The organism is Anabaena sp. CCY 9613, assembly GCF_963920895.1.
In the GTDB taxonomy this organism is placed as follows: domain Bacteria; phylum Cyanobacteriota; class Cyanobacteriia; order Cyanobacteriales; family Nostocaceae; genus Cyanocohniella.
The window spans coordinates 18,286-35,705 of the sequence record NZ_CAWUDE010000009.1 but is presented as its reverse complement, the minus strand read 5'-3'; the positions used below and the strand labels follow the sequence as shown (position 1 = coordinate 35,705).

The following is a 17,420-nucleotide window of genomic DNA, read 5'->3' as shown; positions in this document are numbered from 1 at the left end:
CCGCTGTATTCATCAAAATGAAACAATTGATACTGTTTACCTTCTTAATACTAGGAAGTTTTTTCTTTAACCCAACTACCGCAGCCATTGCAGATACAGCAACCAACACAGTTTACGAACAGTTAGCGCACCCAAGCCCCGATGGTATCGGCAAAAACTACATGGGGCGAGAAATAGCCAAAGTCATGGGACACACAGGTGTCGGTTGGCTAGAACGCAGCAGTCGGGAAGTAGAAGAACAACCAAGTAAAGTCGTAAGTGTGCTGAATTTACAAGCCGATGATGTAGTGGCTGATATTGGTGCAGGTACAGGTTACTTCAGCTTTCGCATGGCGCCGTTATTAACAGAGGGAAAAGTTTTGGCTGTAGATATTCAGCCAGAAATGTTAGATATTCTTGAGTTTTTCAAACAAGAGAAAAATATTCCTAATGTTGAACCTATTTTGGCAACACTGACTAATCCTAACCTCCCACCTGACAGCATAGATTTAGCATTGATGGTTGATGCTTATCATGAATTTGCATATCCCCAGGAAGTGATGCAAGGAATTGTCCAAGCCTTAAAACCAAATGGTCGGGTAGTGTTGGTTGAGTACCGGGGTGAAAATCCGTTTATTATGATTAAACGGCTGCACAAGATGACTCAAAAACAAGTTCGTCAAGAAATGCAAGCTGTTGGTTTAGTTTGGCGAGAAACCAAAAACTTGTTACCCCAACAGCATTTGATGGTGTTTGAAAAACAAACTTTTAATAATTCGTAATTACGAAGTTGGTTTGTGTGAGTTTTATGACAAGGGTTTTAAGCTGACACTTTTGGTTGTACTATCCCAAATTATCCAGTTACAGGAGTTGTCTACTTCTTCGGCGTTATTTGTCACTTTAAAATACACCTTATCTTTGCCCTTGGGTTCAATAGCAAAGTCGGCATTTTGGGCATACACAACTTTGAAACCTTTATCTCTTAAACAATACATAGCCCAAGCTTTTAATGATTGCTTATGTGGTTCGTGGGGAATTGGTGGGTTGGTGATTGTTTCTTCGATAACTTGAAACATTTGTATTGGTTCTCTCATCAAAATAAGTTAATTTTTTACTTATTTACCATAAATATAGTAGCTCCAAATGAGTTGCCAATAAATCTATTATCTATTGCCCATTACTTACCATCGTACTCACAATGGGAATTGCGATCGTAAACTCGGTTCCCATAACCAAGGGAGAATTGACTTCCATAATGCCATGATGTTTTTCCACGATAATTTGATGGGCAATGGACAAGCCAAGTCCAGTGCCTTTACCAACAGATTTTGTGGTAAACAATGGTTCAAATAGTCGTTGTTTGATCCGCTCAGGGACACCAATTCCATTATCAGCAATCCGAATTACAACCCAATTTTGTGTATTTATTTCTGTGGTAATTTTAATTTGAGGAATGTGATCTTTTATTTTGCCTTGGCTAATAACTTCATCAATAGCATCAATTGCGTTTGCCAGAAGGTTCATAAATACTTGATTTATCTCTCCGACATAGCAGTTTACCTGTGGTAATGTTCCATAATTCTTAATAACTTCAATGGAGGGACGATCGCCATTACCTTTCAGGCGGTGTTGTAAAATCAGCAACGTACTGTCTAGGCCGAGGTGCAAATCCGCAGGTATTTTGGCATCGCTATCCGAGCGAGAGAAGCAGCGGAGTGAATTAGAAAGGTGCTGAATTCGTTCAGATCCTAATTTAAGTGAACTCACAATTTTTCCTAAATCTTCGAGAACAAAGTTCAGATCTAGGGCTTCAATAAAAGTTGTAATTTTGGCTGTTGGGTGGGGATACTCTTGTTCATATAGTAGGAGCAGCTCGGTTATTGCGGCAATGTATTCCTTTAAAGGCGGGATATTGTTGGTGATAAAGCTGATGGGATTATTCATTTCGTGAGCAATACCAGCGATTAATTCTCCCAATGTCGAGAGTTTTTCTTGCTGTACCAGTTTGACTTGTGCTTGTTGTAAAGCAGAAGTGCGATCGCTAACTTGTTGTTCTAGGGATTGAGTTAATTGCTTGAGTTGTAAATGCACTCGCACTCTAGCGATAACTTCTTCTTGGGCGAATGGTTTAGAGATATAATCTACGGCACCAAGAGAAAAACCTTTCGTTTTGCTTTGTATATCTGCTAAGGCTGTGGTGAAAATAATGGGAATGTGTTGAGTCACAGGATTGGCTTTCAGGCGACAACAGGTTTCAAATCCGTCAATACCCGGCATTTGTACATCCAGTAAAATCAAATCTGGTTGATTCCGTTCTGCTTGGGCGATCGCACTTTCGCCATCGACTGCAACACGGAAGCGTAAACCCTCTCCAGTGAGTGCTGCGGATAAGACAGACAAATTGGTCGGATTATCATCAACAATTAGAATAAATCCGTTACTAAAAAACTTGGTCATGATGCATATAAAGGTGAAGTTTATTTACGCCAAATCAATTCATGTATTGTTGAATAAATGTTTCTAAACGTTTGAGTTGAAAGTTGCTAGCTAACTGGATGATTTGGCAAGAAAAGGCACTTAATTGCTCATCAGATACAGCAAGTTTTTGAGCTATTTCTAAAATTGTTTGAATATCTCCATCTTGGGATAATTTGAAAAATTCTTGTAAAATTTCTGGGGCAGGAGGAATTATATTTACTGACAGATTAGAACTATTTACATCAGTTTTGCTAGTTGTATTTGTTTTGTTTTCATATAGCCATTCCAGGTGCAAAAATTTTCGCAGCAATTCTAGCAGGGTTTCAACTTCTATCGGCTTTGGCAGAAATGCATCTGCACCGACATCAATACTTTTGTATTGGTCAACAGCAAAGACACTAGCTGAAGAAGCAATAACAGCTGTGTCTTTAAATTGCTCAGACTGACGCAAGCTTTTAATAAACTCAAATCCATCCATTTCTGGCATCACTAGGTCAGTAATAATCAAGTCTGGTTGATGGGCTTTAATTTGTTCCCATCCTTCTTGACCATGACTAGCTTCGATAACAGTAAATCCTATCGGCTCTAGTAAATTGACAATTACCGAGCGATTTTCCCATTTGTCATCGGCAATCAAAATTGTGCGTTTTTCTCCTTGATAACCAATAATAGTTCCTTGCTCAACTCTTCTAGAAACCTTTGCCCAGTCTCGAGATTCTAGCAAATCTAAATCAAACCAAAAAGTGCTACCTGTACCCAATTCACTTGTGACTTGAATTTGACTATTCATCAACGAAATGATTCTTTGGCTGATGGCTAGTCCTAAGCCCGTACCTTCTGTTTGTCGTTTCTGATTTCCTACTTGTTCAAAAGGCAAAAAGATTTTATTGACTTGCTCAGGGGTCATACCTGTACCTGTATCTGCTATTTCAAAGCGAATTTTATATATGATTTTTCCATTGTCATTTTCTCCTTGATTAATGACCTTAACTGTGAAGGTAACACTGCCTTGTTGAGTAAATTTAATAGCGTTACCAAGTAAGTTAATTAAGACTTGCCGCAAGCGTTTTTCATCAGTACGAACTCCTGTTGGTAAATCAGGATCAAGTTGTAGATGAAATTTGATCACTTTTTGTTCGGCGCGGATGCGACAAATTTCGCTGACACTATCTAGAAACGCAGGTAAATAAAAATCAATGAAATTTAATTCCAACTTTCTGGCTTCAATTTTAGCGAGATCCAAAACATCATTAATTAAGGTTAATAGATGAGAGCCACATTCATAAATAATGCTGATTCCCTTACTGCCTTTTTCAGTAAAAGATTCTGTACGCTGAAGGATTTGTGTATAGCCAAGAATACCGTTGAGGGGTGTGCGTAACTCATGACTCATGTTGGCGAGAAATTCACTCTTAGCTTGGTTGGAGTTATTGGCTATTTCCTCTGCTTGGCGTAATTCTTTTTCAATGCGCTTGCGCTGGACAATTTCATCTGCAAGCACTCGATTGATAGCTTCTAATTGAGCGGGACTAGGTAATGTGAGAGCTTGAGGTATGAGATAAATTAATGCAAATGCCGTATATATAGAAATAATAGCCGTGATAGCTTTAAGTCCACCTGCAATCCAATAATCAGGATGCCAAAGCGTCCAAATTTCCATTAAATGTCCAGTACCACAGGCAATGATAAAAGCACCAAATAATAGAAAAACTCCGTTGAAAGGAACGTCTCTGCGTTGAGAAATAAAGTAGATCAGTAAAAGAGGAATAGAATAATAGGCTAAGGCGATGGTGGCATCAGAGATAATGTGGAGCCATACTAGTCCAGTTTTCCAGAGATAACAATGTCCGTGGGGAATAAAACCGTTTGAGTAAAAAAATGCCAACATGATGCTAGTTGGATTTGCTATGTATGTTTGTAAACTAAGTATTCCCCAACATTGCGTGTAAGTAGCATGATAACCGCAGAAATTTTCTTAGTTAGCCTATTGTTAAAGCATACATAGTGATTCTTTTATAAAACGGTTAAAAAAATACTAAGTAATTGAGCAAAATTAAATTTATTCGTGGAGACAGCTAATAACATTGCAATTGTAGCCCAAGGTACGCTATGGCTTTAAGCGCAGCCATAACCACAGAGCTTTATGCAATTAAATAACTCAGGTGTAATCCAAGTTTCTAGGCTGGGACATAACATGAAACAGTTTTATATGGGATCACAACGAATTTCAATCATCAAGCCATCTGGGTCATAAAAGTATACACCTCTACCAGTGGGACGAGTCACTGGGCCGTGAGCGATCGCAATGTGATTTTCCTGCAATACTGCCAATGCTTGCTCAAATAATCGCGGATCGATGTCAAAAGCCAGATGGTATGCTCTAGTAAACTTATTGTCAGGATTGGAATCTGGTGGTGCTAATTCTGGTTCCCAAAATAAATCGAGAATTGTACCATCGGGGGTGACGAAATTGGCAACTTTCCCGGCGTTGACAAGTTCCACTAGGGTAGCAGGTACTTCGGCCCCGGTGAGTTCGTGCAAACCCAGAATATGACCATAAAAGTGTCGAGAAGCTTGCATATCTTGGACGTTGAGGGCAACATGATGTACCTTCCGGAGATTGCCTGCAACTAAGATGGTTTTGGGGGTAGTGCTAGATTGCATACTAGTAACTGCTCCTGTAAAGCTCGATTATCGTTGATATTCGTCGCCACAATCGCCAATTAATTGATATAAATCCTGTGACTGGCGAGATATAGAATTAAGGCGATGGCTATCTTTTTGATCTAGTTTAAGATTTTAATGTTTAATTATCTAATGCCAACCAGTTTCGGCTTGTTCTAGAACATAAACAGCAACATCTTCTATTTGCTGTGAAGTGAGACGGTCTTTGTAGGCTGACATGTTATTTTTACCATTAGTGACTATAGATGCGATCGCTTCGACGGAATCCATACTATATTTCTGGAGGGCTTTTTTGTGCAAGTTCTTACCCCGCCTGATGATGTTACCGCCATTGATATGACACCCAGCACAATGAACACTAAACACCTCTGCACCATTACTGATATCTGAGGCGATCGCAGGCAATGTAAAATTACTAAAAAATAAAAAAATTGTTGCTAATAACACTGTTAATAGTCTTTTCATTCACATACTCCGGATACTGAGTTAGCTTAGTGACATTGCAGCCCATCCTACAAAGATTCAAAGTCAGTGATAAATCCCGTATATTTGGCACAATTTTCCTGAAACGTCTCAGCATCGCTGATATCTTCTATTTTGTATGCCATAATCCGTGTTTCATCGGGCATTTTTTTAGAAGAAATACACTCGCATGGATACTGATCTGCCATCTTTTTAAAATCAGCCCCATATTGTTTCCAGGCATCACCAGAACAAGTAACATTTACACGCCACATAAGGAAATTGATTGACTACTAACTATTACTTATCATCCCATAAATAGGTAAATACTTACAAAGTATGTATGGAGAAGGAGGAAGAAAAAGTAAACGCATAATAGTCAATCAGAAAAACTTCCCGAATGAATCGCTTCTTTGTGTCCTCTGCGTCTCTGGGGTTTGTTTAAAAAATCATGATCGCCGCTTTTACTAGCACAGAATTTATATCTAAAGGAAGTGCCCAAAACTTAAAATACATTTCATAATATAGATGTAACACAATACCTAATAAAAATTAGGAATACCTCAACATGTCTAACAACATCAAAGAAAAAATCCAAACTGACCTCAAACAAGTTCAAGAAACTGGACAATTAAGAACCGAAAGAATTCGGGAAATTGTCAAATCTGCTGTTTCTCAGGTAAGTTCAGAATTTAAAACAGGTTCCAAAGAAATTCGTTTACTTGTCAAAGACGCTGTTTCTGCTGTCATTGAAAATCTCCAAGACAAAAGTACAGAAATTAAAGAAGATGTGACAGCTTCTATTGAAGGCGCACTAGAAGGAGTCAACAGTAAAAGACACGAAGCTATTGTGAAAACCCAAGCAGAAGTCAAAAGACTACAAGCTCAATTAGACAACGAAGAAGAACAAATTCAGCAAGAAGTTGATGGAATTTTAGCAGAAATTGAAGATACAGGCAAAGATAAAACTGCTGAAACTAAAAGCGCCATTGACTCTGCGGTTAATGCCATCAAAGATAGTGAAGAAGTATCTTTATTGAAGAAACGCTATGCACAACTGCAAGCGCAACTAGCTATTGTTCGAGCTAATTTGGCTGCACGGTATGGCGGACGCTCTGAGGAAGTTAAAGATTATATAGATGAAGCAAAAAACTGGTATAATCAAGCCCGTCCCCAAGCTGAAGTTTTAGCTACACAAGTAGAAGAGAAGCGATCGCAGTTAGAAGATAAACTAGGAGAAGCAGGTTCTTCTCTAGCTTACAAGGAGCGCCAAATCAAACAAACTCTCAGGGAATTACTGTTATCAGCAGCTGACTTATTTAAAGATAAAGAACTTGCTGATAAAGATGAACAACTTACAAAGAAATAGCACGCTATTTTAACCATAAATGTACATAAAATGGTTTCCAGAGTTGTCAAATATTAAAATAATAGGGTAGGTAAGTTACCACCCTATTTTGCTTTATCTATGAAAAAAATCATGGCAGAGAAATAGCACTGCTACATCTCTACCAAAAAAAATTAGTAACTACCTCTTTCTGTACTCATTTGTTCTTCATGCTTGGCAATAACCCAAACGGCATGAATACTACCGGGAAGCCAGCCTAAAAGTGTCAGTAAAACATTAATCAGTAAAGTTGGGCCTACACCCACTGTCAGGAAAACGCCTAAAGGAGGCAATACTAAACCTAGAAGAAAACGAACTATTTTCATGATTTGTTGCTGGTGTTTGATGAAGTGCTAATGAAGATACTGAATTGTCGTAATTCAGCTATTGGATGCGATTACTTATCTAGCTAGAAGGTAATTCACCTTGGGTATTGACATCACTACTGTTTAAAGCAGGATTTCTTGCAGCAAAGTAATTGTTGATGAAAGTGCTAGCAAAAGATAGAATCACTGGACCTAGAATAAACGCAATAATTCCTCGGACTGCGAACCCAGGTACTAGCAACGCTGCTAACCAGAAACAGAAACCATTGACGATCAGTGAAAAGGCACCTAATGAAACAAAGTTCAGTGGCAATGAAAGAGTAGAAAGCACTGGCTTCACTGAACTATTAATCAGTCCAATTGCGAAACCAGCAATCAAAGCCGCCGGAAAATTAGCTAGGTTAACTCCAGGAACCACTAAATCGACAATTAGTAAGCTTAGTGCTGTAGCTATGATAGTTAAAAGTGTTCCCCACATTTTTTTTACCTAAAAATAAAAGATAGAGTGTACGCGAATCTTAATTACTATCTTGAACAATATTCTCGACTTTTACATCTTTTTTCCGATAGATTTAGCTTCTACCATTAGGCTGATTATAGAAAAAACTTATAGCAGTATCTCCCCGCTAAATAAAAGGTTTTTCTCACTCCTCATTACCCCTTATCCCCAGAGGGGGCCCCGAGTTCCCCACTCCCCACCTACGCTATTGTTTGACTGCTTTCATCGATAAACTAATTCGCTTTAATTTTTCATTAACTTCTAACACCCTGACTTGCACAACTTGTCCTACTTTGACAATTTTTTTGGGGTCATCTACGAATCTGTCAGCCAGTTGAGAAATATGTACTAAACCATCTTGATGTACGCCAATATCTACAAACGCACCGAAGTTAGCAACATTTGTGACAATTCCCTCTAAATCCATTCCCACTTGTAAATCGGTGATTTCCTTAATGCCTTCTCTAAAAGTGGCATACTTAAATTCTGCACGGGGGTCTCTACCGGGTTTATCGAGTTCGCTGATAATATCTCGCAATGTCGGTTCACCAACGCTATCGGTGACGTATTTCTTCAAGTTGGTCTTTTTGAGTTGTGCAGCAATTTGGGTTACTTGATTTAAAGGTACATCCAAATCAGCTGCGATCGCCTGCACCACTGAGTAACTTTCTGGATGGACTGCGGTATTATCTAAGGGGTTATCTCCCCCACGAATTCGCAGAAAACCCGCAGCTTGTTCAAAGGCTTTTGGCCCCAACTTTGTCACCTTCAATAGTTGGCGGCGATTTTTAAAGGCTCCATGCTGGTTGCGATAAGCAACAATATTATTAGCAACTGTGGCGGTAATTCCGGAAACAAAAGTTAACAATTCCTTGGAAGCGGTATTCAAGTCTACACCAACGTAGTTAACGCAACTTTCTACGGTGTCATCTAGTTTCTTTTTTAGCAACTTTTGATCAACGTCGTGCTGATATTGTCCCACACCGATAGACTTAGGATCAATTTTCACTAGTTCCGCTAGTGGGTCTTGCAAACGGCGACCGATACTAATGGCGCCACGTACGGTAATATCCAATTCGGGAAACTCTGCGAGTGCGACTTTACTAGCAGAATATATTGATGCCCCAGATTCATTTACCATGACTTTAATCGGTTGACGGTCGATGGCTTGTAATACTTGGGTGATAAACTCATCTGTCTCGCGGGAAGCTGTACCGTTACCAATTGCAATCAACTCAATTTGATATTTTTCAATTAAACTTTTAATAGTTTGAGCTGCTTTGGCGCGTTGTTCAGCCGCTTGATGTGGAAACACCGCCTGATATTCTAAAAATTGTCCTGTTTGGTCAAGTACTACAACTTTACACCCAGTTCTAAACCCTGGGTCTATAGCTAGAGTCGGTTTCATCCCCGCTGGCGCAGATAGTAACAATTCGCGCAGATTCGTTTCAAAGGTCTTAATGGACTCAATATCAGCATCAGTTTTCTTCAGGGAAATCACTTCACCCACGATGGAAGTCTTCATTAGCCGATTAAATGCATCTTTCAGCATCGCCTGATAAAAATCGCGGATTACGCGAACTTTTGTCTGAATTTCTTTTGATTCCAGATAAGAAAGTACCAAATCTTCATCAAAAACAATTTCATAGTTTAAGATTCCCTCAGCATCACCCCGACACAACGCCAACATATTATGGGGTGCAATATTTCTCACCTGAATTTGATAGTTGCGGTACATTTCAAACTTAGTTGTACCTTCGGGATAATCATTTTTAATGCGGGAAACAAAGACTCCCTCTACTAACAGATAATCACGCAGATATGCCCGTAGCTCGGCTTTTTCTGCTACCTCTTCCGCTAAAATATCCGCAGCACCTTTCAACGCCTCTTGGGGTGTTTTCACTTCCTGATTCTCAGAAACATACTTCGCTGCTTCTGCTTCCAGTGATGCTGTAACGCCATTCTTGACATTCAGCGACTTGATAAACTCTGCTAGTGGTTCTAGTCCTTTTTCTCTAGCAATAGTGGCGCGGGTACGTCGCTTGGGTCGATAAGGTAGATATAAATCCTCAAGTTCAGTTTTTTGTAAACAGGCGGTAATTTTGGCTTTCAGGTCATCTGTTAGTTTACCTTGTTCGGCGATCGCCTTTAAAATCACCGATTTTCGTTCTTCTAATTCGGTTAAATAAGTATATCGCTCAAACAAATCCCGCAGTTGCACTTCATTCATCTCACCAGTGCGTTCTTTGCGGTAACGTGCAATAAACGGAACTGTCGCCCCCTCCGCCAAAAGTTCCAGTGCATTTTGTACCTGATAAGGTTTGAGGTCTAATTCAGTCGCCAGTAATTGGGGAATGTTCAGCATCGGGTGTGTAGTGTCAAAAAGGTACTCCTAGATGTAATATGCTAGATCGTTCTCTCAACAATGGCACCAAAGATTCACTCATTGACCTGACAATTAGGTAATTTCAACCTTCTTGGCTATTTATTTCTCTAGATAATTTTGACAAAAATCCCCTTAGTTGTAAAATTAACCAAACTTATCAAAACAGTTTCAATCTACTTTTATCAACTGTTACGTTTTAGTTACGAGGATAGTAAAAATGCATTTTTCTTTTTTAATTCCGCTATGTACTGGTTTAGTAACTGGCTATGTGGCGAAAAAGTGTAATGACGAAATAGCATATCTTACAGGATTATTTACGGTTATCAGTTTGATATTGAGTTTAGTTTTAGCACCTTGGCAATTTCAGTTATTGTTGTTAATTCTTGTACTGGTTAGCACCAACAGATTTTTACATTAGCATGTTCACTAGGTTGATTCTTCCTGTGATCAATATAAAATCTAGCCTCTGGTAGATGTTTTTAGTAGCTTTCTTGAGTGGAGCGTGTAACGCTTCTCCCCCTTCACCGACACAGTAGCTCTTGGTAAAAGTCCAGTTTGTGTGAATTTATTAAACAGCAACTTCACAAGCTTTAGAAACTCCCATTAGTATCAACAGCATCAAAATTATGAACGAGAAGGTTGTTGATCATGGGGAATCCAGCAATGGCGATCGTAAATATTCTGTCAAAGTTATCAATCATCAAAACCGCCTATTTAAGCTTTTTTGGCACAAATACTGCTTAATTTACCCAAAATTAATATTTTGAGGTATGTACATTGTGCTTTAAAATGTGATTTTTTTATAAAATATACGTATTAATATCAATAAGCATATTATGTTAATTCAGCACTCTTGAGTGTCTCTGCGGCTCCTACCGATGACCGTAGCTGTCTGTACGTAACTTTACTAAAAAAATTGAGGACATCTAATAATTTAGACTGCTGACAAGACTAACGCCAGAACTTCAGTACATTACTTTCATGACAACTGCGACAGTAATGAAAAAACTATTCCTAGCTAGAGCTGGAGCCACATTTTTTGCTTTAACTACATTAGCGTTAGGTAAGGCAGAAGCAGCAACGATTGTGCTTGATTTTGAAGGAATTGGCCATCTTAATCCTGTTGGGAACTTCTACAATCAAGCACCTAATAACTTTGGTATTACTTTCTCTCCTAACGCCCTAGCCCTCGTTGATGCTGACGCTGGTGGTACAGGTAATTTTGGTGGTGAACCTAGCCCAGATACAATTTTATTCTTTCAAGAAGGATCTGGTGTAATTCTCAACGCACTCAACGGCTTTGACACTGGGTTCTCATTTTTTTACACATCTTTATTACCTAGATTCCCCGGAATTGTCACACTATATGACGGACTCAATGCCAGTGGAAATATACTTGCAACTTTAGAATTGGCAATCACACCATTTAATGAAGCACCTGATCCCACTGGCGACTATAGTCTATTAGTGCCAATCGGTGTATCATTTTCCGGAATAGCAAAATCAGTAGAACTCCAAGGGATACCTGATCAAATTGGTTTTGATAATATCACCCTAGGTTCTGCCTTCCCCATTGTGATTCAAGCTGTACCTGAACCAAGTGCGATGTTGAGTATCTTAGCGTTGGGTACTGTTGGTGCTACTACTGCACGGAAAAAATATCATAGCGGTAAGCGGATCACAAAAGCATAAAGCCCTGACGGGCATGGCTACGCCCCAAAAAAATTCACATAATCAATTGGGAAAAATTTGAATCTCAGGTTTCATCAACAGAAAAAGCACACCCTGTGGGAAAAGTAGCTGGGGAATTTTGAGTTAAAGAAAGAAACCCAGCCTCCAATTCTAGTCTCCATTGCCGCTGTTCCCCAGAAGTGACTCGACCTTCTTTACTCCCCAATCTCCACTCCCTTTTTTAAGGAATTACTAAGGTCGTTGTGTCCCCTTCCGGTGCTAGAGTGAAAGATGACATTGCATAATCTTATGTCTTCCAAGACCCTATCTGAAATATAGCTTCAATTATTAGGCTCAGCATGGTCACCACAGCAGAAAAAACAAACATTGGCTACATTACCCAAATCATCGGTCCAGTTGTAGACGTTAAATTTCCCGGCGGTAAACTGCCACAAATCTACAACGCTTTGACCATCAAAGGCACTAACGAAGCTGGACAAGAAATCAACCTCACTGTTGAAGTACAACAGCTTCTGGGCGACAACCAGGTGCGAGCTGTTGCAATGAGTTCCACTGATGGCTTAGTCCGTGGTCTGGAAGTTGTTGATACAGGTGCTGCCATCAGCGTACCAGTCGGTAAAGTTACCTTGGGCCGGATTTTTAACGTCCTGGGTGAACCTGTAGACAATCAAGGCCCTGTCAGTTCTCAGGACACCTTACCCATCCACCGTCCTTCTCCCAAATTCACTGATCTGGAAACCAAACCTTCGGTGTTTGAAACTGGGATTAAAGTTGTTGACCTCCTGACTCCCTATCGCCGTGGTGGTAAGATTGGTCTGTTCGGCGGTGCAGGCGTCGGTAAGACCGTAATCATGATGGAGTTGATTAACAACATCGCAACCCAGCACGGTGGCGTGTCTGTATTTGCTGGTGTGGGTGAGCGTACCCGTGAGGGAAATGACCTCTACAACGAAATGATTGAATCTGGGGTAATCAACAAAGATAACCTCAACGAATCAAAGATTGCTCTAGTTTATGGTCAAATGAACGAGCCACCCGGAGCGAGAATGCGGGTTGGCCTGTCAGGCTTGACTATGGCAGAATACTTCCGTGATGTTAACAAGCAAGACGTACTGCTGTTTATTGACAACATCTTCCGGTTCGTACAAGCAGGTTCAGAAGTATCGGCGCTGTTGGGTCGGATGCCTTCAGCGGTAGGATACCAGCCAACATTGGGAACCGACGTAGGTGCATTACAAGAACGGATCACCTCGACTACAGAAGGTTCAATCACCTCGATTCAAGCAGTATACGTACCTGCGGACGACTTAACCGACCCTGCACCTGCAACCACCTTTGCTCACTTGGATGGAACCACAGTATTGTCTCGTGGTTTAGCCGCTAAGGGTATTTATCCCGCAGTTGACCCATTGGGTTCTACCTCCACCATGTTGCAGCCGGAGATTGTCGGTGACGAACACTACAGCACTGCTCGTGCTGTGCAGTCAACTTTGCAACGTTACAAAGAACTTCAAGACATCATCGCCATTCTGGGTCTAGATGAATTGTCTGAAGAAGACCGTCTGATCGTAGCACGGGCACGGAAGGTTGAGCGTTTCTTATCTCAACCGTTCTTTGTAGCTGAAGTATTCACCGGTTCTCCTGGTAAATATGTAAAGTTGGAAGATACCATTAAGGGCTTCCAAATGATTTTATCTGGTGAATTGGATGAACTACCAGAACAGGCTTTCTACTTGGTGGGCGACATTAACGAAGCAAAGGCAAAAGCTGAAAAGCTGAAGGGTTAATTCGTAATGCCTCTTTCAGAGGAGCTTCGCTAACGTAATTCGTAATTCGTAAGGCAGTCCGGTCTTGGTGGTTCCCTCAAAGAGGAACTGCCGCACCCGGAGGGTAATTTGTAATTATCTTGCTAATTACGGGTTATGGATTGCTAGTTATTAGTGGTCACCAATGAGAAATTATTAATATGGCTTTAACTGTTCGTGTAGTTTCCCCAGATAAGACAGTATGGGATGCTGTGGCTGAAGAAGTGGTTCTACCTAGTACTACTGGTCAGTTGGGTATCTTAAGTGGACACGCACCTCTGTTGACGGCTTTGGATACAGGCGTGATGCGCGTCCGGGCTAGCAAAACTGACAATTGGCAAGCGATCGCTTTATTGGGTGGCTTTGCTGAAGTCGAAGAAGATGAAGTGACAATTCTGGTCAATGGTGCTGAACGTGGCGACACTATTAAACTTGAAGATGCTCGTACAGCTTATAACCAAGCTCAAACACGTCTCAATCAAGTTCCAGCAGGAGATCGTCAAGCACAAATTCAGGCAACTCAAGCCTTTAAACGCGCCCGCGCTCGTTTTCAAGCAGCTGGCGGCTTAGTCTAAAAATTGACATATCACAAATTAGGGTGGGCTATCAGCTCACCCTAAGTATTTTAAAAGAGATATTACGAATTACGAATTACCAACTGCCAACATTGTTGAGCGATCGCCCAGTCTTCTTGAGTTTTAATGACTAATACGCGGATTTGGGAATCCTCTGTAGCTATATCTTCATCAACAGGCTGCTGCTGATTTTTAGACGGGTCAACTTTCAATCCCAAAAACCCAAAGGCTTCACAGGCTGCTTGGCGGATTCCTGGGGATTTTTCACCGATCCCGGCGGTGAATACTAACGCATCTAATCCTCCTAAACTGGCTAGCATGGAACCAATACCAGCCCGTAGGCGATGCACATACATATCCCAAGCTAATTGAGCGCGGTAATTACCTTGGGCGATCGCCTCAATTACCTGGGGTAAGTCGCTGGATACTCCCGAAATTCCACGTAATCCAGAAGCTTTATTTAATACATAATCTAATCTTTCGGCAGAGTAATTTGATTGTCTTAATAAATAAATTAAAATCCCTGGGTCAACTGCACCAGAACGACTACCCATCATCAACCCATCAAGGGGTGTGAAGCCCATAGTGGTGTCAACACTGCGACCATTTTTAATTGCTGCTAACGAGCAACCATTACCTAAATGACAAGTGATTAATTTGAGGGATGCTAAATCTCGGTTGAGAATTTGAGCCGCACGTCCAGAGCAATATTGATGACTGATACCATGAAACCCATAGCGGCGGATACCTTGCTCTACCCACTCATAGGGGCCAGGATAAATAGCTGCTGCATCAGGCAGACTGGCATGAAATCCAGTATCAAACACTGCCACTTGGGTAACATCTCCTAAGCTTTGCTCTATGGCTTCTATGCCTTCTAAAGCGGCTGGATTGTGTGCAGGAGCCAGACTAGACAGATTGGATATGGTCTGTTTCACATTCTCTGTGATCACCACACTTTTCCTGTATTCTTGCCCACCATGTACTATGCGGTGTCCCACCACATCAATTTCTGAAAGATGATCGATGACCTTGGTAGCTCCACGACTGAGGGTATAAAGCATATAGGCGACATGGGCGCGGCGCGAATCACCATAAATTGATTCTTGCAGCGTTTCACCCGTCGCTGTTTTCACTTCAATTTCTGCCACACTCCGGTCTTGAGTCCAGTTAACTTTTCCTTCCCAAAGGGGTTGGGGTGCTTGATGAGGAAGTTTATGATCTGCAATTTCATACAGACAACTTTTTTGGCTACTAGATCCAGCATTCAGAACTAATACTTTCATTACTTTTACCTATTTGATGTTTGTGAACAGTTAACTATATGAGTGCTAATTTTCAGCTATTAAATATACTCATTACCACTAATTCAAGAAAGGCAAAACGTGAAAAGTTTCCAGAAGCTGTATTCAATTACAATCTTGCTATTGGCCTTCATCTATCCGCCGGCTATGGCTGAAGCTAAAGATAGTCAAAATAATGTTCTCCAACAGCAGAATGTGGAACTAGAGACAAATTTAATAGGGGAAGGAGATACCAGTCCAGAACTTTTGTTAGCTCAGAGACATCGTAGAAGACGCTATCGTAACAACCGTTCCACACGACACCGCTATAACCGGAGAACACGTAATCAACGACACTATCGTGGCAGAAGAAGATATCCACGTATTCGTTATAGTGGACAATACTATCGCCGTGGACAATGGCAGTTAGTGCGCGATCGCCGTGGCAGATTAATGTATGACTGGAGAAGACATTAAATCAGTAAACAGTGAACGATGATTACTGATTCAGGCTTTTGAGGACTTCCAGAAATTAAATTATCCCATGTTGTAGGGTGGGCATTCTGCCCGCCCTTGATAATTAGCAGGTAAGATGCCTGCTCTACAAACAATTTGGGAATACTTGTTTACTTGAAAAGCCCTTATGTCTCTTTATTAATAACTGATTGATGCTGAGAACAACAGGTTGAAGATGTTCTCCCCAACCTGTTTTGTCAATGCTCAGAATAGTGCCGTTAGTGGCTGGCGATGACTTCTCCTTCCAGGCGAGTTAGTCGTTCTGCCAAAAGTTGTTCTAAAGAAACTAGTGCTTTGGTGAAGCCATCAATACCTTCTGCTAGTTTGTCAGATGCCATGCGGTCAGCAGCGTGCATCTTGTCAAAGGTAGCTTGATCAACGGAGATTTTTTCAATTTTCAATTCAGCTACTTTAGCAGCATCAAGTTTGCGAGGTAGTTCGCCAATGGTAGCTTGCAATTCCGCCAACAGCGCTGGAGAGATTGTCAGCAAGTCACAACCAGCAAGTTCGGTGATTTCGCCAATGTTACGGAAGCTGGCTCCCATGACTTCGGTTTTATGGCCGAATTTCTTGTAATAGTTGTAGATTGTAGTGACAGATAATACTCCTGGATCTTCAGCAGCGGGGTAGCTATCTTTGCCTGTATCTTTTTTGTACCAGTCCAAAATCCGACCAACGAAGGGCGAAATCAGAGTAACACCAGCCTCAGCACAGGCGATCGCTTGGTGTAAACCAAACAACAAGGTCAAGTTACAATGAATACCTTCTTTCTCCAAAATTTCCGCAGCGCGAATACCTTCCCAGGTAGCGGCAATTTTAATTAGTACGCGATCGCGGTCAACGCCAGCAGCTTTGTACTGAGCAATTAATTCTCTAGCTTTGGTAACGGTAGCTTCTGTATCAAAAGACAAACGGGCATCTACTTCTGTAGAAACGCGACCAGGAATAATTTGTAAAATCTTTAACCCGAAAGCTACTGCCAAACGGTCAAAAGCCAAAGTAACTATATCGGCTTGGCTAGCACTAGAGCCGGCATCTTTCTTGGCTTGCAGCAAAGTTTGGTCAACGATTTCTTGATATTCTGGCATCTGTGCCGCCGATGTAATCAAGGAAGGATTTGTTGTGGCATCTTGGGGTTGCACCTTCTCAATTGCTTTGATATCCCCTGTATCTGCAACCACAACTGTCATTTGACGCAATTGCTCTAGTAAACTTTTAGACATAAATTTCTCCGTGAGTTGTGCTTGTTCAGGACTTACTTAAATTCCCTTCTTGGTTACTTTGTCCTGTTCTTGAAAATTCTGATTTTGGCAATCTTACTTAAACATCGCCTAAATTTACTGGCAG

General features: G+C 40.9%; 19 protein-coding genes and 1 pseudogene. 7 read left to right on the top strand and 13 right to left on the bottom strand.

Annotated features, from left to right (window positions below):
• Positions 1–17: 17 nt before the first annotated feature.
• Positions 18–761 carry a class I SAM-dependent methyltransferase gene (locus ACM0OT_RS12420; RefSeq protein ID WP_414564649.1) on the top strand — a complete coding sequence of 248 codons (744 nt, stop codon included), beginning with the start codon at positions 18–20 and terminating at the stop codon, positions 759–761.
• 24 nt (positions 762–785) lie between these two features.
• Here the strand turns inward: ACM0OT_RS12420 and ACM0OT_RS12415 are convergent, their stop codons facing one another.
• The 7 genes and pseudogenes from ACM0OT_RS12415 to ACM0OT_RS12385 form a co-directional block, all read right to left on the bottom strand.
• Complete coding sequence (locus ACM0OT_RS12415) at positions 786–1,061, bottom strand: hypothetical protein (protein WP_414564800.1); 276 nt, start codon at positions 1,059–1,061, stop codon at positions 786–788.
• Positions 1,062–1,146: 85 nt separating this feature from the next.
• Positions 1,147–2,436, bottom strand: coding sequence for a sensor histidine kinase (locus ACM0OT_RS12410; protein WP_414564648.1), 1,290 nt, complete (start codon positions 2,434–2,436; stop codon positions 1,147–1,149).
• Between the two features lie 34 nt (positions 2,437–2,470).
• Positions 2,471–4,345: an ATP-binding protein gene (locus tag ACM0OT_RS12405; RefSeq protein ID WP_414564647.1), complete on the bottom strand. Its 1,875-nt coding sequence runs from the start codon at positions 4,343–4,345 to the stop codon at positions 2,471–2,473.
• A gap of 317 nt (positions 4,346–4,662) precedes the next feature.
• Complete coding sequence (locus tag ACM0OT_RS12400; RefSeq protein ID WP_414564646.1) at positions 4,663–5,121, bottom strand: VOC family protein; 459 nt, start codon at positions 5,119–5,121, stop codon at positions 4,663–4,665.
• A 27-nt stretch (positions 5,122–5,148) separates the two neighbouring features.
• A pseudogene (locus tag ACM0OT_RS12395) lies at positions 5,149–5,247 on the bottom strand (aldo/keto reductase); the annotation flags it as partial.
• 24 nt (positions 5,248–5,271) lie between these two features.
• Positions 5,272–5,607: a cytochrome c6 PetJ gene (gene petJ / locus ACM0OT_RS12390; protein ID WP_414564645.1), complete on the bottom strand. Its 336-nt coding sequence runs from the start codon at positions 5,605–5,607 to the stop codon at positions 5,272–5,274.
• Positions 5,608–5,654: 47 nt separating this feature from the next.
• Positions 5,655–5,879 carry a hypothetical protein gene (locus tag ACM0OT_RS12385; RefSeq protein WP_414541816.1) on the bottom strand — a complete coding sequence of 75 codons (225 nt, stop codon included), beginning with the start codon at positions 5,877–5,879 and terminating at the stop codon, positions 5,655–5,657.
• Positions 5,880–6,172: 293 nt separating this feature from the next.
• On the opposite strand from ACM0OT_RS12385, the gene ACM0OT_RS12380 reads away from it, so the two are divergent.
• Positions 6,173–6,973, top strand: a complete 801-nt coding sequence (locus ACM0OT_RS12380) for a histidine kinase (protein ID WP_414564644.1) — start codon at positions 6,173–6,175, stop codon at positions 6,971–6,973.
• Positions 6,974–7,125: 152 nt separating this feature from the next.
• Here the strand turns inward: ACM0OT_RS12380 and ACM0OT_RS12375 are convergent, their stop codons facing one another.
• The 3 genes from ACM0OT_RS12375 to ACM0OT_RS12365 all read right to left on the bottom strand — a co-directional run bounded on the left by ACM0OT_RS12375 (position 7,126) and on the right by ACM0OT_RS12365 (position 10,181).
• Entirely contained in the window at positions 7,126–7,317 is a 192-nt protein-coding gene (locus tag ACM0OT_RS12375; protein ID WP_414564643.1) for a YqaE/Pmp3 family membrane protein, read from the bottom strand.
• Between the two features lie 79 nt (positions 7,318–7,396).
• Entirely contained in the window at positions 7,397–7,795 is a 399-nt protein-coding gene (locus ACM0OT_RS12370) for a phage holin family protein (protein WP_414564642.1), read from the bottom strand.
• 226 nt (positions 7,796–8,021) lie between these two features.
• A complete protein-coding gene (locus ACM0OT_RS12365; RefSeq protein WP_414564641.1) occupies positions 8,022–10,181 on the bottom strand; it encodes a Tex family protein in 2,160 nt (719 codons plus the stop codon).
• A 238-nt stretch (positions 10,182–10,419) separates the two neighbouring features.
• Between ACM0OT_RS12365 and ACM0OT_RS12360 the strand changes: the two genes are divergently transcribed.
• Both ACM0OT_RS12360 and ACM0OT_RS12355 read left to right on the top strand, forming a co-directional pair.
• Positions 10,420–10,620 (top strand): hypothetical protein, encoded by a 201-nt coding sequence (locus ACM0OT_RS12360; RefSeq protein ID WP_414564640.1) that lies wholly within the window; start codon positions 10,420–10,422, stop codon positions 10,618–10,620.
• A 563-nt stretch (positions 10,621–11,183) separates the two neighbouring features.
• The gene (locus tag ACM0OT_RS12355) at positions 11,184–11,894 is read left to right on the top strand and encodes a PEP-CTERM sorting domain-containing protein (RefSeq protein ID WP_414564639.1); all 711 of its coding nucleotides are present in this window, start codon (positions 11,184–11,186) and stop codon (positions 11,892–11,894) included.
• A gap of 64 nt (positions 11,895–11,958) precedes the next feature.
• Here the strand turns inward: ACM0OT_RS12355 and ACM0OT_RS12350 are convergent, their stop codons facing one another.
• Complete coding sequence (locus tag ACM0OT_RS12350; RefSeq protein WP_414564638.1) at positions 11,959–12,099, bottom strand: hypothetical protein; 141 nt, start codon at positions 12,097–12,099, stop codon at positions 11,959–11,961.
• A gap of 133 nt (positions 12,100–12,232) precedes the next feature.
• Between ACM0OT_RS12350 and atpD the strand changes: the two genes are divergently transcribed.
• Both atpD and atpC read left to right on the top strand, forming a co-directional pair.
• On the top strand, positions 12,233–13,681 hold the full coding sequence (atpD, locus tag ACM0OT_RS12345) for a F0F1 ATP synthase subunit beta (protein ID WP_414564637.1): 1,449 nt from the start codon (positions 12,233–12,235) through the stop codon (positions 13,679–13,681).
• A 179-nt stretch (positions 13,682–13,860) separates the two neighbouring features.
• Positions 13,861–14,274 carry an ATP synthase F1 subunit epsilon gene (gene atpC, locus ACM0OT_RS12340; protein ID WP_414564636.1) on the top strand — a complete coding sequence of 138 codons (414 nt, stop codon included), beginning with the start codon at positions 13,861–13,863 and terminating at the stop codon, positions 14,272–14,274.
• Positions 14,275–14,336: 62 nt separating this feature from the next.
• On the opposite strand, the gene ACM0OT_RS12335 is transcribed toward atpC, so the two are convergent.
• A complete protein-coding gene (locus tag ACM0OT_RS12335; RefSeq protein ID WP_414564635.1) occupies positions 14,337–15,560 on the bottom strand; it encodes an acetate kinase in 1,224 nt (407 codons plus the stop codon).
• A gap of 165 nt (positions 15,561–15,725) precedes the next feature.
• Here ACM0OT_RS12335 and ACM0OT_RS12330 point away from each other — a divergent pair, with 165 nt between their 5' ends.
• On the top strand, positions 15,726–16,034 hold the full coding sequence (locus ACM0OT_RS12330; RefSeq protein ID WP_414564634.1) for a hypothetical protein: 309 nt from the start codon (positions 15,726–15,728) through the stop codon (positions 16,032–16,034).
• Positions 16,035–16,291: 257 nt separating this feature from the next.
• Here the strand turns inward: ACM0OT_RS12330 and ACM0OT_RS12325 are convergent, their stop codons facing one another.
• The gene (locus tag ACM0OT_RS12325) at positions 16,292–17,296 is read right to left on the bottom strand and encodes a transaldolase (protein WP_414564633.1); all 1,005 of its coding nucleotides are present in this window, start codon (positions 17,294–17,296) and stop codon (positions 16,292–16,294) included.
• Positions 17,297–17,420: the final 124 nt, after the last annotated feature.

Coding starts and splice junctions, on each gene's coding strand:
- ACM0OT_RS12420 (WP_414564649.1), top strand. CDS start 18: ATGAAACAATTGATACTGTTTACCTTCTTAATACTAGGAAGTTTTTTC.
- ACM0OT_RS12410 (WP_414564648.1), bottom strand. CDS start 2,436: ATGACCAAGTTTTTTAGTAACGGATTTATTCTAATTGTTGATGATAAT.
- ACM0OT_RS12405 (WP_414564647.1), bottom strand. CDS start 4,345: ATGTTGGCATTTTTTTACTCAAACGGTTTTATTCCCCACGGACATTGT.
- ACM0OT_RS12400 (WP_414564646.1), bottom strand. CDS start 5,121: ATGCAATCTAGCACTACCCCCAAAACCATCTTAGTTGCAGGCAATCTC.
- petJ (WP_414564645.1), bottom strand. CDS start 5,607: ATGAAAAGACTATTAACAGTGTTATTAGCAACAATTTTTTTATTTTTT.
- ACM0OT_RS12385 (WP_414541816.1), bottom strand. CDS start 5,879: ATGTGGCGTGTAAATGTTACTTGTTCTGGTGATGCCTGGAAACAATAT.
- ACM0OT_RS12380 (WP_414564644.1), top strand. CDS start 6,173: ATGTCTAACAACATCAAAGAAAAAATCCAAACTGACCTCAAACAAGTT.
- ACM0OT_RS12375 (WP_414564643.1), bottom strand. CDS start 7,317: ATGAAAATAGTTCGTTTTCTTCTAGGTTTAGTATTGCCTCCTTTAGGC.
- ACM0OT_RS12370 (WP_414564642.1), bottom strand. CDS start 7,795: ATGTGGGGAACACTTTTAACTATCATAGCTACAGCACTAAGCTTACTA.
- ACM0OT_RS12365 (WP_414564641.1), bottom strand. CDS start 10,181: ATGCTGAACATTCCCCAATTACTGGCGACTGAATTAGACCTCAAACCT.
- ACM0OT_RS12360 (WP_414564640.1), top strand. CDS start 10,420: ATGCATTTTTCTTTTTTAATTCCGCTATGTACTGGTTTAGTAACTGGC.
- ACM0OT_RS12355 (WP_414564639.1), top strand. CDS start 11,184: ATGACAACTGCGACAGTAATGAAAAAACTATTCCTAGCTAGAGCTGGA.
- atpD (WP_414564637.1), top strand. CDS start 12,233: ATGGTCACCACAGCAGAAAAAACAAACATTGGCTACATTACCCAAATC.
- atpC (WP_414564636.1), top strand. CDS start 13,861: ATGGCTTTAACTGTTCGTGTAGTTTCCCCAGATAAGACAGTATGGGAT.
- ACM0OT_RS12335 (WP_414564635.1), bottom strand. CDS start 15,560: ATGAAAGTATTAGTTCTGAATGCTGGATCTAGTAGCCAAAAAAGTTGT.
- ACM0OT_RS12330 (WP_414564634.1), top strand. CDS start 15,726: ATGGCTGAAGCTAAAGATAGTCAAAATAATGTTCTCCAACAGCAGAAT.
- ACM0OT_RS12325 (WP_414564633.1), bottom strand. CDS start 17,296: ATGTCTAAAAGTTTACTAGAGCAATTGCGTCAAATGACAGTTGTGGTT.